12 protein-coding genes are annotated in these 14,481 nt (G+C 65.2%); 9 read left to right on the top strand and 3 right to left on the bottom strand.

What is annotated here, in order from left to right:
• Positions 1-47: 47 nt before the first annotated feature.
• Entirely contained in the window at positions 48-758 is a 711-nt protein-coding gene (locus tag IEX43_RS09800) for an alpha/beta fold hydrolase (RefSeq protein WP_188810583.1), read from the bottom strand.
• Positions 759-981: 223 nt separating this feature from the next.
• On the opposite strand from IEX43_RS09800, the gene IEX43_RS09795 reads away from it, so the two are divergent.
• Positions 982-2,556 carry a sodium-dependent transporter gene (locus IEX43_RS09795; protein WP_188810582.1) on the top strand — a complete coding sequence of 525 codons (1,575 nt, stop codon included), beginning with the start codon at positions 982-984 and terminating at the stop codon, positions 2,554-2,556.
• Entirely contained in the window at positions 2,553-2,690 is a 138-nt protein-coding gene (locus IEX43_RS09790) for a methionine/alanine import family NSS transporter small subunit (protein WP_013599219.1), read from the top strand. The genes IEX43_RS09795 and IEX43_RS09790 overlap by 4 nt, the downstream gene beginning before the upstream one ends.
• Positions 2,691-2,739: 49 nt before the next feature.
• Here the strand turns inward: IEX43_RS09790 and IEX43_RS09785 are convergent, their stop codons facing one another.
• Entirely contained in the window at positions 2,740-4,233 is a 1,494-nt protein-coding gene (locus IEX43_RS09785) for an arabinan endo-1,5-alpha-L-arabinosidase (protein WP_229666396.1), read from the bottom strand.
• Between the two features lie 296 nt (positions 4,234-4,529).
• Between IEX43_RS09785 and IEX43_RS09780 the strand changes: the two genes are divergently transcribed.
• The 7 genes from IEX43_RS09780 to IEX43_RS09750 all read left to right on the top strand — a co-directional run bounded on the left by IEX43_RS09780 (position 4,530) and on the right by IEX43_RS09750 (position 12,431).
• Positions 4,530-5,864: an ABC transporter substrate-binding protein gene (locus IEX43_RS09780; RefSeq protein WP_188810579.1), complete on the top strand. Its 1,335-nt coding sequence runs from the start codon at positions 4,530-4,532 to the stop codon at positions 5,862-5,864.
• A 13-nt stretch (positions 5,865-5,877) separates the two neighbouring features.
• Complete coding sequence (locus IEX43_RS09775) at positions 5,878-6,780, top strand: carbohydrate ABC transporter permease (protein WP_188810577.1); 903 nt, start codon at positions 5,878-5,880, stop codon at positions 6,778-6,780.
• An 11-nt stretch (positions 6,781-6,791) separates the two neighbouring features.
• Positions 6,792-7,745 (top strand): carbohydrate ABC transporter permease, encoded by a 954-nt coding sequence (locus IEX43_RS09770; protein ID WP_188810574.1) that lies wholly within the window; start codon positions 6,792-6,794, stop codon positions 7,743-7,745.
• Between the two features lie 3 nt (positions 7,746-7,748).
• Complete coding sequence (locus tag IEX43_RS09765) at positions 7,749-9,107, top strand: arabinan endo-1,5-alpha-L-arabinosidase (protein ID WP_229666395.1); 1,359 nt, start codon at positions 7,749-7,751, stop codon at positions 9,105-9,107.
• On the top strand, positions 9,104-9,754 hold the full coding sequence (locus IEX43_RS09760; RefSeq protein ID WP_188810572.1) for a YesL family protein: 651 nt from the start codon (positions 9,104-9,106) through the stop codon (positions 9,752-9,754). The genes IEX43_RS09765 and IEX43_RS09760 overlap by 4 nt, the downstream gene beginning before the upstream one ends.
• A 72-nt stretch (positions 9,755-9,826) precedes the next feature.
• The gene (arfA, locus tag IEX43_RS09755; RefSeq protein ID WP_377102893.1) at positions 9,827-11,377 is read left to right on the top strand and encodes an arabinosylfuranosidase ArfA; all 1,551 of its coding nucleotides are present in this window, start codon (positions 9,827-9,829) and stop codon (positions 11,375-11,377) included.
• A 58-nt stretch (positions 11,378-11,435) separates the two neighbouring features.
• Complete coding sequence (locus IEX43_RS09750) at positions 11,436-12,431, top strand: arabinan endo-1,5-alpha-L-arabinosidase (protein ID WP_229666394.1); 996 nt, start codon at positions 11,436-11,438, stop codon at positions 12,429-12,431.
• 82 nt (positions 12,432-12,513) lie between these two features.
• Here IEX43_RS09750 and IEX43_RS09745 read toward each other — a convergent pair whose 3' ends face one another.
• Positions 12,514-14,472, bottom strand: a complete 1,959-nt coding sequence (locus IEX43_RS09745; RefSeq protein ID WP_229666393.1) for an adenylyl cyclase — start codon at positions 14,470-14,472, stop codon at positions 12,514-12,516.
• Positions 14,473-14,481 lie beyond the last annotated feature (9 nt).

The raw sequence follows: 14,481 nt of genomic DNA, 5'->3' as shown, positions 1-14,481 counted from the left end.
TTCGAGGATGCCCGCAGGCAAGGGATCCGGGGAAAATTAAGCTCCGGCTACTTGGCGGCTGTCTGCTCAACCGCAGCCAGGATGGCCCTGGCCAGTTCCGCTGGCTTGGTGAACTGGGGCCAGTGGCCGGTGGGCAGGTCCACGTACTCCACGTCCCGCATGCTGGAAAGCTCCGCCACAAAGGGATGGCCCGCCTGGATCCACTCCTGCAGCAGCGACGACGGGAACTCGCACGCAATGACGGTGGCGGGCACGTCGTAGCGCCGGTCATCATGCAGATGCTGCTGGTCGTAGGCAACGCCCTTGGGCTGCGGAATGGCCCGTGCCCGGAAAGCCTCGCGGAGGCCGTCGTCGAGGTCCACCAGGTCGGCGTCCTCGAACGCTTCCCACGGCGGCAGCGGAACGTCATCGCCGTCGGCCGGCAGTTCATCGTTGATCACGCCGCCTTCACCCAGCGGTCCGCTGTCCACGTAGACCGCCCGCTCCACCCGGTCGGGGCGGGAATCCAAGGCGCCGTGGATGATGGCGCCGCCGCCGGAATGGCCCACCAGCACCACCTTGGTGTCCAGGGCATCAATGGCGGCAACCACGGCGTCGATATGGTCCCGCAGGCCGATACCGGAGCGGTTTGCGTCGACGGATTGCATCCCGGGAAGCGTGAGCGGGTGCGTCCGGTGGCCCGCGGCCTCAAGCGCCGGCGCCACCTCCTCCCACGAGGAAGCATCCAACCAGAAACCGGGAACCAGGATGATGTCCATGATGGAACCCTACTCCCGGCGGAGACGGTCGCGGGTCATCCGGGGGGGCGTGGGGCATCCGGAGCAGAAGGGCTTTCGCGCAGCCTCGACGGGCAGTAAAGTCCCCGAGTAGCCTGCGTTTCTCCGACGTGACCTGAGAGGGAGCCCTCATGAAACGGCCAGAATGCTTTTGCGGACCCGCCGGCACCGTGCCGGGCCCAGCTGGGGCCGGAGGTGTGGAGGCATGAGCGGCTCACCATCGCAGGGCCAGGCCGCGCCGGCGAAGCGTGAAACGTTCTCCTCGCGCCGGCTCTTTATCCTCTCGGCGATCGGCTCGGCGGTCGGCCTGGGCAATATCTGGCGCTTTCCCTATATCGCCTATGACAATGGCGGCGGCGCCTTCCTGATTCCCTACCTGGTGGCATTGCTGACAGCCGGCATCCCGCTGCTGTTCCTCGACTACGCCGTGGGCCATAAGTTCCGCGGCTCGGCGCCGCTGGCCTACCGCCGGCTCCACCGGGCGGCTGAGCCGCTGGGATGGTGGCAGGTGCTGGTGTGCTTCGTCATCGCGGCCTACTACGCAGTGATCATCGCCTGGTCGCTGATGTACACCATCTTTTCCTTCACGGAGGCGTGGGGTGACGACGCCGAGGGCTACTTCTTCGGGAACTTCCTGGCCGTCGCGGAGGCCCCGGGCATCGGCTTCACCTACGTGCCGTCCGTCTTCTTCCCGCTCCTGCTGATCTGGGTGGCGGTCATCATCATCATGGTGGCAGGAATCCGCAAGGGCATCTCCCGCGCCAACTCCATCCTCCTGCCCTTGCTGATGGTGATGTTCCTTCTCCTGGTAGTCCAGTCGCTCTTCCTTCCCGGCGCAGCGGAAGGCCTGAACGCGTTCTTCACGCCGGACTGGGCCGCACTCGCAGACCCCTCTGTGTGGGCTGCAGCCTACGGACACATCTTCTTCTCGCTGTCCGTGGGCTACGGCATCATGGTCACGTATTCGTCCTACCTCAAGCGCCGGACGGACCTCACCGGTTCCGGCATGGTGGTTGCCTTTTCCAACTCCGGATTCGAAATCCTCGCCGGCATCGGTGTTTTCGCGGCTCTTGGGTTCATGGCGCAGGCAGCAGGCACAGGCGTCAACGACGTGGTCACCCAGGGCATCGGCCTTGCCTTCGTCGCATTCCCCACCATCGTGTCCCAGGCACCCTTCGGCGGGCTCATGGGCGTGCTCTTCTTCGGATCGCTGGTGTTTGCGGGGATCACCTCCCTGATTTCCGTGCTGGAGGTGATCGTGGCCGCCGTGCAGGACAAGCTGGGCTGGGGCCGGGTCAAGGCTTCAGTGGTGGTCAGCGTGTTGGTGGCAGTTGTCTCCCTGGGCCTGTTCCCCACTGCTACGGGCCTTTACCTGCTGGACACCTCGGATGCTTTTGTCAACAGCTTCGGGATCACCCTGGGCGCGCTGGTCACCGTGGTGGTGCTCGCGTGGTTCCTGCGCAAGCTGCCGCTGCTCTCGGCCCACCTGAACCGTGTCTCAACCATCAAGATGGGGCGGGCGTGGATAGTGCTGGTGGCCGGCGTGGTGCCCCTCGCCCTGATCTACATGGTGGCCAACGAATTCATCAGCAAGATCACCACCACCTACGAGGGGTACCCCGAGTGGTTCGTGGGCCTGTTTGGCTGGGGCATGGCCGGCGCGCTGGTGGTCCTGGCCCTCATTCTGACGGCCATTCCCTGGAGCCGCAGCTCCAAAGCCCACCATGACCCCGAATACGACGACGTGGTCAAAGAGGATGCACAGGAGACGGCACCATGACACCCATCGCCATCACCATGATGATCATCGCGATCCTCACTGTCTGGGGCGGGCTGGCGCTGGCGCTGGTCAACCTCAAGAGGCACCCGGAGGACGAGGGCGCCCTGCCCGAAGAGCACGCACCCGAGCTCTGACCCACTTTTGCGGGCGAGGGCCCGGGTGCCGGGGTTGGGGCTGCCGTGGTTACGGGTTGGGCTGTCCCTTGCCGCTGCTGCAGTAGTTGGCGGCGGGCAGGACGACGGCGTCAGTGACTGCCTTGCCATGCGCGTTCTGGAACACCGCCCGCACCAGGACCGCCGGCTGGCCGGGCGCCGCGGCGGGCAGCTCAAGCCTTGAGGTGTAGGTGCCTTCATCTGTCCGTTTCGTCACGGGCTGGCGGCCTGCCTTCTCCCAGTTTGCACCGCCGTCGGACGAGGTTTCCCACACTGCCACCGGGCCCGGGGTGCCTGTGGCCGTAGCGGCCACACTGGCTGTGCCGCCCGCGGCCCTGGCCTTTGGCTGCTTGGAAACCTGCGGCAGCTCCACTGTCTGGTCGAAGGCGGGCCAGCCGTCCACCCACTCGATCTTCTGGATGCCAAGGGTGGGGAAGTAGGGGATGTCACGGTTGGAGCCGTCGTAGTAGTGGAAGGCCAGGTAATCGCCAAACACGGACTGGCCGCCCGGGCCGGTGACGGCACCGTGCGAATCCAGGACCACGGACCCGCCGCCGCCGAACATGTCGCGGCCGTCCTTGTCCAGGTAGGGGCCCTTGACGGAGGTGGAACGCCCCACGGCCACCTTGTAAGTGGAGTCGGCGCCGCGGCAGCAGGAGTCGAAGGAGACAAACAGGTAGTAGTAGCCGCCGTGCCTGGTGATGTACGGCGCCTCGATGGGGTTGCCGGGCATGAACCGGTCCGCAATGTTCACGGTTTTTGACTGCCAGTCCGCCACGGGCTTGCCGCTGGGCCATTCGATGGGCACCAGGAAGATGCCGTACCAGAACGATCCGATGGCCATGTAAGGGGTGCCGTCCGCGTCCTCGATGATGCCGGCGTCGATCGCGTTGAACGTCTTGCCGGGGTTGTTTGGATCGAGGCCCGTGGCGGGGGAGGAAACCACCAGGCCCTGGTCCACCCACTCGTAATCCGGATGCGTGGGATCGAGGGTGGTGTTGGTGGCCAGGGCAGTCAGGGACTTGTTCCCTCCAAAGCGAGACGCCGAGTAGTACAGGTAGTAGGTGCCGTTATGCTCCGTGATCTCCGGCGCCCACAGGTTGCCGGGGAGCTCGCCGTCGGCGAAGTGCTCATCGATCCACGCGGGAATCCGGTCCCAGACGGTGCCGCTGTACTCCCACGTGGTTCCCTGGTCATGGGAAGACCAGGCCTGGATGGTGCCGCCGTTTTCCCGGTTCACCAGGCCTGTGGAGTAGACGTACCAGGTGCCGTCGTCGTCGATGATCAGGGCAGGATCGTGGATGGGAGAGGTTTGGCCAACCACGGTCTTTCCGCCCGGCAGGTCCGCCAGGCTGGTGTCGTTCTTGGCGGCCGGCGCTGACGCCGTCCCGGCAACCTCCGGGGCCGGGGCCGTTGCGGCGATGTGGGGACTGGCCGCCGTCGGGAGCGCTGCGGCTGTGAGGGTGAGGCCCAGGGCTGCAGCCAATCCTGCAGCGCGGAGCATCCATGGACGTGACTTCATCATCACGTGGTCCTTCCGGAAGGTGGGGCGATTTCAACCGCCAGGGAACAGACAAATGTTTGCAACGTTGTAACGAAGAATATGGCATGCGATCTGGGTCACGTCAAGGACGGGTCGGGGGTGGCAAAAGTAATTGCCGGAGCGCCCTTGACGATTCTTCTCATCGTGTGTGATTGTTTCTTACAACGTTGCAAAGCAGCAGCTGCTCCGATGCCGGTCCGCTACCGCGGCCCGCGGAGTCCCGGTACCGCCCAGCCCAATAAACTTGATTGCTCCACCCAACCCGGAAGGACTGCGTGATGATGAAGTCACGTCCCATGGCCGCGACCCTGGCGCTTTTTACCGCCGCCGGCCTTATGCTCGGCGGCTGCTCCGCCCCCTCTGGCGGGGACGCCGGCGGCGAAAAGAAGCTCACCTTTATGTTCCGCGGGGGTGAAGACGAGAAGAAGGCCTACGAGAAGGCCGTTGAACAGTTCGAGGCCGCAAACGGTGTTGACGTTGACATCATCGTCACAACAGCGGACCAGTACGCCACCAAGCTGAAGGCCGCAATTGCCGGCAAGCAGGTCCCGGACGTGTTTTATATCGGGCCAGGCGACGTGCAGGCATACGTGCAGAACGGAATCGTCAAGGACATCACCGAATACGTGGAAGGCTCCGACACGATTGACCTGGATAATATCTGGGAATACGGTGTGGACAGCTACCGCTACGACGGCAAGCGCGTGGGTGAAGGTTCCATCTATGCCCTCCCCAAGGACGTGGGTCCGTTCTCCTTCGGCTACAACAAGACCATGCTGGAAAAAGCCGGGATTCCGCTTCCGGACAAGGACAAGCCCTACACCTTTGACGAGTTCGTGGCCGCCGCCAAGAAACTTACCGCCGACACCAACGGCGACGGCTCGCTGGACCAGTGGGGAACAGGCCTGAACGTCCAGTGGAACCTGCAGCCGTTCGTCTGGTCCAACGGTGGGGACTGGCTCAGCGAGGACCGTACCAAGGTCACCGTGGACACCCCCGAATTCGCCGAATCGCTGCAGTGGTTCGCAGACCTGCAAAACGTCCACGGTGTCACCCCTTCTGTTGCTGAGGCGCAGACCCTGGACACGTACCAGCGCTGGATGAAGGGCGAAATCGGCTTCTTCCCCATCGCCCCCTGGGACCTCTCCACCTACCAGAAGCTGGGCTTCGAGTGGGACGTCATCCCCTACCCTGCAGGCGACACCGGCGAGACGGCCAGCTGGATCGGGACGCTTGGCGTCGCGGTCTCCGAAAGCACCAAGCACCCCGAAGAGGCAGTCAAGCTGGTGGAGTACCTCACTGCCAACAAGGAAGCCCAGCAAAGCCTGGTGGATGCGGGCATCCAGATCCCCAACCTGAAGGACATGGCCGAGACCTGGGCAGCGGACACCAGCACCAAGCCGGCCAACAAGGAAGAGTTCCTGCAGATCGTCAAGGACTACGGCCGTGCCCTGCCCGGCGGCAACACCTTCAACGCCGAGTGGTATGACGAGCTGTTCACCAACATTCAGCCCGTGCTGGACGGCAAGCAGACCGCTGCCGACTATCTGAAGGAAGCCCAGCCCAGGATGCAGGAATTCCTGGACGCCGCCAACCAGCAGGCCGGCAACTAGGGGGATCACCGGTATGACAACAACCATCACCCGCCGCTCGCGGCTTCACCGGAAGGAACAGCGGGCAGCCCTCGCTTTTGTTGCCATACCGGTGATCGGGTTCCTCCTCTTTACGCTCTTCCCGCTCCTCTTCTCGGTGTACGCCTCGTTCACCAACTGGAACGGCATCTCCGCCCCGGTTTTCAAGGGCCTGGACAACTACACCAAGATGTTCGGCGACCGCTACTTCCTGCAGTCGCTCTGGAACACCCTGTACATGATGATCGGCATCCCCATCGGACTGGTCATCTCCTTGGGCCTTGCGTTGGCAATGAACCGGAAGATGCGCGGCACCACGTTCTTCCGCACCGTGTACTACCTGCCCGTGATCTCCTCCATCGCCGCCGTCGCCATCCTCTGGCAGTGGGCCTTCAACGGCGACTTCGGCCTCATCAACCAGGGCCTGGCCCTGGTGGGCATCGACGGCCCCAACTGGCTGCAGGACACCGCCACCGTGAAGCCCGCCCTCATCATCATGGCCATCTGGAAAGGCCTGGGATATTCCATGCTGCTGTACCTGGCAGCCCTCCAGTCGGTGCCCCGCTACCTTTACGAGGCCGCAGCACTGGACGGTGCAACTGCCTGGCAGCAGTTCCGGCACATCACCATCCCTATGGTCCGGCCGGTCACCTTCTTCCTGATTGTCACCAGCATCATCGGCGGCTCCCAGATCTTCGTCGAAATCAACATCATGACCCCCACCGGCGGCCCTGAGTTCCAGTCCGCCTCCATCGTTTGGTACATCTGGCAAAAGGCGTTCGACAACCTCCAGATGGGGTACGCGTCCGCCATGTCCGTGGTCCTGGGGCTGCTGGTCTTCGTCATCACCTTCATCCAGTTCCGGCTCAACCGCCGCAACCAGTTTTCGATCGATTGAGGCAGGCAGCCATGTCCGCACAGAACGTCATCACCACACCCCCGCTGGAGCCCGCCCACGAAATCCCGGGCGGTGCCGGGAGCGGAAAGCCAGCCGGTCCCGGGCGGGCGGGCAGGGGCTCCCGGTCCGCGAAGGAAACACTCCGCCTGGGCAACATCCTCACCACCCTGGTCCTCAGCGTCGGCGCAATCGTGATGATCGCCCCGCTCGCCTGGACCTTCTCCACCTCTCTCAAGACGAAGGACGGCGTCTTCGAACTTCCGCCCCAGTGGATTCCGGACCCCTTCGTGTGGGAGAACTACGCACGCATCTGGACCGCGGGCCCGCTGCTGAGTGGCATCCAAAACAGCCTGATCGTGGCCTGCTCGGTGACCATCGTGGGTTCGCTGACGTCCGCGCTCGCCGCTTTTGCCTTTGCCAAGATGCGGATGCCCTTCAAGAACGTCCTGTTCCTGGGGCTCCTTTCCGGGCTTATGATCCCGTTTCCCACCCTGATGATTCCGCAGTTCACCATCTTCGCGAGCATCGGCTGGGTGGACACGCTGCTGCCGCTGATCGTGCCGGGGCTCTTTGGCAACATCATCATGATCTTCTTCCTGCGCCAGTTCCTTAACAGCATCCCGGACTCCATCGTGGAAGCTGCGCGAATCGACGGCGCCTCCTACCTGCAGATCTTCTGGACGCTCATCCTGCCCGCAATCCGCCCGGCGCTCGCCGCGCAGTTCATCCTCTGGTTCATGGCCATGTGGAACGATTACCTGGCGCCGATCATTTACCTGAACTCCCCGGGCACGCAGACCCTGCAACTGGTCATCGCCAATTTCAATGCGCAGTACGCCATCCAGACGGATTACCCGCTGATCATGGCCGCATCCTTCGTGGCGCTCCTGCCGGTGCTTATTGTCTTCGTGGTGTTCCAGCGCCAGATCATCGAATCCATCGCGCTTTCCGGATCCAAGGGCTGAACCGTGGCAGTGGACACCAACACCGATACCGCGGCGGAGCTGCTTCCGCTCCCCGCGGGCGCCGGCCAGGAGCCGTCTTCCTGGGGCGCGCGGCATGCGCATGACCCCACCGTTGTCCGGGACGACGACGGCACCTACTACATGTTTTCCACCGACGCCGTGGCCAACACAAAAGATATTCCCTCCGGGGTACATGTCCGTACGTCCGCCGACCTGGTGCGGTGGACGTACCTCGGAACCGCACTGGGCGGAGTGCCGGAGGCGGCAGCGGCGTGGTCCGGCGCCCAGGGGTTGTGGGCGCCGGAGGTGGTCCGCTGGCCCACCGGGGAATGGCATATGTATTACTCGGCGTCGACCTTCGGCTCCAATACCTCTGCCATCGGCCTTGCCGTCGCAGCATCACCCAAGGGCCCGTGGGAGGACCGCGGCCTGGTGGTGGCAACACGGGAGGGTGAACATTCCCAAAACGCCATAGATGCTGCAGTTGCCTTCGACGCCGGCGGCCGCCCCTGGCTGACCTACGGATCCTTCTTCTCGGGCATCTACATCCTGCCCCTGGACCCCAGCTCCGGGCTGCCCAGGGTTGACGGCGACTTGGGCTCCGTCATTGCGCGGCGCCCACGGTCTGTGGAAGGGGCAGTGGAAGGCGCCTTCATCCTCCCCAGCCCGCACGATGGCCGTTACATCCTGTTCACCTCCTATGATTCGCTGTTCAGCACCTACAACGTGAGGGTGGCCGTCGCGGACCACATCACCGGGCCCTACCGGGATTTCCGGGGGCTGGAGATGACCGACCTGGACGCATCGCCAGCTGCAGTAGGCACCAAGGTGCTGGGCAGCTACCAGTTCGACGGCGGCACAGCCTGGCTGGCGCCCGGCCACAACTCAGTCTTGACGCAGAAGGGGCCGGACGGAGCAGCCGAGCACTTTATGGTCCACCATGTGCGGTTTGGAGCGGATTCCAGCCAGCATGTGGTCCAGCTGCGCCGGCTCTTCTTCACTGCCGGCGGCTGGCCCGCCATCTCACCCCAGCCGTTCGCCGGGCTCCGGAGCGAGGCTGTTCCCGTTCCTGCCGAAGTGGCCGGAACGTGGCAGGTCCTGCGCTTCGACCCCGAATCCACGGACGTTGTGCCGGCCGCCCGGATGGACGTGGAGTGCGGTGACCTCCGTCCCGCGCACTTCCGGGGGCATCCACTGACTGTCCGCCTGCGTCCCACGGGGCCCGGCTGCGAACCGGGCACGGAGATAGACGCCGTGGTCTTCAGCTCGTGGGACTGGTCCCGCAGCAGCCCGGCCCTTTCCTTCAGCGGCATCGACCAGCGCGGGGTGGCCTGGTCCGGAACCCGGGAGGGGCTGCTGTGACTGATGCTCCCCTGGGGTGGGCGGGTCGGCTGATGGACTGGCTCCGCTTTTCCACCCGGCTGGTCCTGGTCAACGTGCTCTTCGTGGCCGGAGCCCTGGCCGGGCTGGTGGTCCTGGGCGTCTTTCCTGCCGCGGTGGCTGCCACCACCGTCCTGGGCAGGCTGCGGAACGGTTCGGCCGGGGACAGCCTGGTGCGGGACTTCATCACTGCCTACCGCTTCCAGTTCCGGCACGCCAACCGGGTGGGAAGCGCCTTCTGGATTGCCGGCGTCGTCCTTGTCCTGGACTTCGCATCACTGCTGGGACCTGCCGGGACAGCCATGCCGGCGCCCGTACACGCCGTCCTCCTGGCGCTGTCCACAGCTGCCGCGGGAGTCACGGTGGCTGCCGCCGCCACCGCTGTGGGCCTGTGCAGCCGCTACCGGGATTCCGTGGCCAGGACGTGGCGGACTGCCTTGATGCTCCCGCTTGTATCACCCGCCATGAGCCTCTCCCTGCTGGCCACCCTGGCGGCGGCCGCCGTCGTCTTCTCTGGAATGACGGCGCTGGTGCCCCTCATCGGCGCCTCGGTCCCGCTGCTCATCTCCGGATGGCTGGTGGGCCACAGGCTCGCCGGGCTGGAAGCCGCAGGTCCTGCCCACGCCTAGATCCACCCCACAAAACTCCCCACCAGACCCGCCATCTTTTTTACAACGTTGAATAGAACAGGAATACACACCGTGACCATCACTTCCGCCGCCACTGAACAGGCCGACCTGGCTGTCGTGGCACCCACCGTCATCACCGTGGACCGCTCCGCCGTCGTGGCGCCCGTCAACCGCCGCATCTTCGGCTCCTTCGTGGAGCACCTGGGCCGCTGCGTCTATGACGGCATCTACGAACCCGGCCATCCCACTGCCAACGAGGACGGCTTCCGCCTGGACGTCATCGAACTGGTCAAGGAGCTCGGCTCCAGCACCGTCCGCTACCCCGGCGGCAATTTCGTTTCCGGCTACCGCTGGGAGGACGGCGTCGGACCCCGGGACCAGCGTCCCGTGCGCCGGGACCTCGCGTGGCACTCGCTTGAATCAAACCAGGTGGGCCTGGACGAGTTCGCCCGCTGGTGCGAGCTCACCGGCTCCGAACTGATGATGGCCGTGAACCTGGGCACCCGGGGCATCGAGGCGGCCCTTGACCTGCTGGAGTACACCAACCACCCCTCCGGCACCTCGCTCAGCGAGCAGCGCATCGCCAACGGCGCCAAGGATCCCTACAACATCCGCATGTGGTGCCTGGGCAACGAGATGGACGGTCCCTGGCAGATCGGCCACATGTCCGCCGAGGACTACGGAAAGCTCGCTGCCCGCACCGCCTCCGCCATGAAGACAGCGGACAAGGACCTGGAGCTGGTGGTCTGCGGCTCATCCGGATCCGCCATGCCCACCTTCGGCGAGTGGGAGCGCGTGGTGCTGGAACACAGCTATAACTACGTGGACTACATCTCCTGCCACGCCTACTACCAGGAGCGCAACGGCGACCTCGGCTCCTACCTGGCATCTTCGCTGGACATGCAGTACTTCATTGAAACCGTGGTGGCCACCGCTGACCACGTCAAGCACAAGCTCAAGAGCAAAAAGACCATCCAGCTCTCCTTTGACGAATGGAACATCTGGTACCTGGACGAGCACCAGGCCTCCGACGAGGTCAACGAGGACTGGACGCACGCGCCGCGCCAGCTGGAGGACACCTACTCCGTGGCCGACGCCGTGGTGTTCGGCAACCTGCTCATGACGCTCCTGAAAAACCACGACCGTGTTGCCGCCGCTTCCCTCGCCCAGCTGGTGAACGTGATCGCGCCCATCATGACCGAACCGGGGGGCGACACCTGGCGCCAGACCACGTTCTTCCCTTTCTCCGTCACGTCACGGCTCGCCAAGGGGGAGGTGCTCCGTCCCCGGATCGACGCCGGAACCTACACCACGGCGGTCTATGGCGAGGCGCCGCTGGTGGACGCGGTGGCAACCGCCGACGCCGCCACCGGAGAGTCTGCCCTCTTCCTGGTGAACCGCAGCCAGACCGAGGCGATTGACGTGACCATCAACGTCTCCGACCTCAACGCGACGGTGATCACCGAGGCCGTCACCCTCCACGACGAGGACGTCTACGCCAAGAACACCCTCCAAGACCAGGACCGGGTGGGACTCAAGCAGCTCGAAGGCGCCGTCCTGGACGAGGGCACGCTCACCGTGACCCTGCCGCCCGTGTCCTGGTCCGCCGTCGCGCTTGGCTGACGTGCCCACCCGGCCGAAAAGCCCCGCTGCCGGCCGCCCTGCTGTTCGATTAACGGCGGTGCGGCTGGCAGCGGTGCTGGCCGCCGTCGTCGTGCTGGTCCTGGCCGGTTGCGCAGCCCCGGCAGCGGGTCCGGCGCCGAAGGCAAGCGCCGCCGAACTAACCGGCGACTTCTTCACCCATGACCCCGCGCTCGTGAAAGGGGAGGCCGGGGAACCCTGGTTCATCTACTCCACCGGCAACGGCCAGGTGGCGGACGGCAACATCCAGGTGCGCCGCTCCGACGACGGCGTGGACTGGGGATACGCCGGCGAGGTCTGGCAGGAGAAGCCGGCCTGGCTCAGCGCAGCGGTGCCGGGCGTGGACAACCTCTGGGCGCCCGAACTGTACGAGCATGACGGCACCTGGTACCTGTACTATTCGGCGTCCACGTTCGGGAAGAACCTGTCGGTGATCGCGCTGGCGACGAACAGCACCCTGGACCCCGGGGACCCCGCGTACGAATGGGTGGACCGCGGGCAGGTGATCTCCTCCAGGGGAGAACGGTTCAACGCCATCGATCCCGGCATCGCGGAGGACCACAACGGCAGGCCGTGGATGTCCTTCGGATCGTTCTGGACAGGGCTGCAGCTCGTGGAACTCGAATGGCCCACCGGCCTGCGCGCGGACGCCGCTGAACCGCTGGCCATCGCGGACCGGAAGGCGCCGCCCAACGCCATCGAAGCACCCTACATCCTGCCGCACGGCGGGAAGTACTACCTGTTTTTCTCCCGCGACTTCTGCTGCCAGGGGCTGGACAGCACCTACAACATTGCCGTGGGACGCGCGGACAGCATCACCGGGCCGTACGTTGACGCCGAGGGCAGGGAACTGCTCGACGGCGGCGGCACGCCGCTGCTGGCATCAGACGGCGGGCGCGTGGGGCCAGGCGGGCAGTCCGTTTCAGGGAACACCCTCGCCTTCCACTACTACGCGGAAGACCTCGACGGCGCCTTCCGGCTGGGCCTCGCCGAGCTGGAGTGGACGGACGGCTGGCCTGCCGCGCGCTGGGACTGACCCGCGAGTTTTTGTCCAGATATGCGGACTTCCTTGGCGTCTATCCCGGCGCATCTGGACAAAAACTCGCGAGGTGCTTCGGTTAGGGGAAGGTGGGCACGTAGCTGGGCACCCCGACGGCGTCCGTTGACACGGGTGCGCCGGTGTCATTGATGACGTGGTCCAGCGTGCCGGCGCCCAGGTTGACCGTCAGCAGGCTGTGCAGCTTCACGCCCGGTGTCACCGGCACCTCAAAGCCACGGGTGGCATGGATGGTGGGGTCCACGTTGTTGTAGACGTAGCTGCCTCCGCCCCAGAGTTCGTGGGTTGTGACGGAGTCTGCGATCTTGTAGCCGGCCCAGCCCAGGACCCCGTCGTGCTGCCAGGCGGCCTGGTTGGGCGCGTCGTAGGGCAGTTCATTCTGGAAGAAGACGGTCCGGCCGTTTTCGCCGTTCCAGATGACGTTGTACTCCTGGTAGTGCTCCACGAACAGGCCGGTGGCAGTGACATTGTCACCGTTGATGATCACGCCGTTCCTGCCGGTGTTGGTGGTCCAGCCCACGCCGTTGCCGTGGTCGGCGCGCCAGGCCCAGATGTGGTCCAGGAGGACGTTGTCGCTGTTGACCTCCAGGCTGACAGAGGCTTTGCCCACGTGCGGCCCACCGATGCGGAAAAACACGTCGTGGAGCGTGGTGGGATTGGCAGGATCAGTGTGGACAGCCGAGTTGGCAGACCCGCTGCCCCCGCCCTGCCGCGCCTTTCCGATCCGCATCAAAGCCGGTGAATTCACTTCACCGGCGTCGATCGTGACGGCGGCAATGTCCACGCCGGGCACGTCCGCGACGGTCAGCGGGACGGCGCCGTTGACGGCGGTGAGGGAGGCAATGCCCAGTCCCAGGACCACGGTGTTGGCCCTTTTGACCTCGATGCTCTCATCGATGCCGTAGACCCCCGGGGTGAGCAGCAGGTTCTTCCCGCGTGCCAGCTGGGAGTTGATGGTCTTGACGGAATCGGAGGGGCGGGCCACATAGAAATCGGACAGCGGGATGCTGCGCCCCGCCGTCGGGCCGTTCTCCCAGGTGGTCCCGGAGGAGTCCATGCGGACGGCGGGAACGAACACGCTGTACTCACCCGCGGAATCCAGGGTGAGGTAGGGCTTCTCGCGGCTGATCGGTGTGCCCGCGAGGGTGGTGTACGGCGGGTTCGGGAAGGACTGCGCCGGCGCCCCGTCCACTCCGGAGAAGACCTGGTTCCAGACCCCGTTGGACCAGTTGCCAATGCTGCTGTCACGCACGAAGTACTGCTGTTGCGAGCCGTTGATGACATCGCCCGTCTTCGAATCGGAGATGAAGCCGCCGCTGGCGTACTGCGGTCCGGCGGTGCAGTAGTCCATGAGGGAGAGGTTGCCGCCGGTGATGTTGATCCGCCGCATGGGCGACGCCTGCGACGCCGCCCAGAAATTCGCGGAGCCGCGGCAGCCCTCAAGGCCGGTGACGTTGATGGTGAGATTGGACAGGGAGCGCCAGAAGTTGTTCAGGGCAATGCAGTTATCCGCGGTGAGGCACCGGTTGTAGACGTCCACGTGCCCGTTGATGGTGACATCCGTGGGGGAAGCGCCCAGCCCTGCCACCTCGGTGGAGTAGCCCACCTGGACAATGAGCGGCTCCTCGGCGCTGCCGTAGGTTCCCGGCTTGAACAGCAGGGAGTAGCGTTTGGACCCCATCTCATCGTCCACCTGTTCAGCGGCGATGGAATCAACCGTGGCCTGGATATCGGCCACCGGCATGCTGGGGTCGAAGATCCGGACATTGGGGCCAAAATCCGGATCTGCGGCCTGGGGGAGGGCAGGGGGAGCGGCCGGTGCGGGAGCCTGTTGCACCGATGCCTGCGAGACGGCGGGAGCGGCCGGCGCAGCGGCTGCCATGCTTCCGCCGCTGGCGACCAGGCCGGCCAGGAGTGCGACGCTGCCGGCGACATGCAGGCGCCGGCCCGGGGTGAGCCGCAGGTGCGGTTTATGGGGCCCGTCTGGACGCGGAGGATGGGGGACGTGGGCTAGCGGCATTGCTGGTCC

The sequence above is a fragment of the Pseudarthrobacter polychromogenes genome (genome assembly GCF_014644495.1).
Classification (GTDB): domain Bacteria; phylum Actinomycetota; class Actinomycetes; order Actinomycetales; family Micrococcaceae; genus Arthrobacter; species Arthrobacter polychromogenes.
This window is presented reverse-complemented; position numbering and strand designations above follow the sequence as displayed.

Excerpts from the sequence above, each read along its gene's own strand:
- IEX43_RS09800 (WP_188810583.1), bottom strand. The coding sequence starts at position 758 with ATGGACATCATCCTGGTTCCCGGTTTCTGGTTGGATGCTTCCTCGTGG.
- IEX43_RS09795 (WP_188810582.1), top strand. The coding sequence starts at position 982 with ATGAGCGGCTCACCATCGCAGGGCCAGGCCGCGCCGGCGAAGCGTGAA.
- IEX43_RS09790 (WP_013599219.1), top strand. The coding sequence starts at position 2,553 with ATGACACCCATCGCCATCACCATGATGATCATCGCGATCCTCACTGTC.
- IEX43_RS09785 (WP_229666396.1), bottom strand. The coding sequence starts at position 4,233 with ATGATGAAGTCACGTCCATGGATGCTCCGCGCTGCAGGATTGGCTGCA.
- IEX43_RS09780 (WP_188810579.1), top strand. The coding sequence starts at position 4,530 with ATGATGAAGTCACGTCCCATGGCCGCGACCCTGGCGCTTTTTACCGCC.
- IEX43_RS09775 (WP_188810577.1), top strand. The coding sequence starts at position 5,878 with ATGACAACAACCATCACCCGCCGCTCGCGGCTTCACCGGAAGGAACAG.
- IEX43_RS09770 (WP_188810574.1), top strand. The coding sequence starts at position 6,792 with ATGTCCGCACAGAACGTCATCACCACACCCCCGCTGGAGCCCGCCCAC.
- IEX43_RS09745 (WP_229666393.1), bottom strand. The coding sequence starts at position 14,472 with ATGCCGCTAGCCCACGTCCCCCATCCTCCGCGTCCAGACGGGCCCCAT.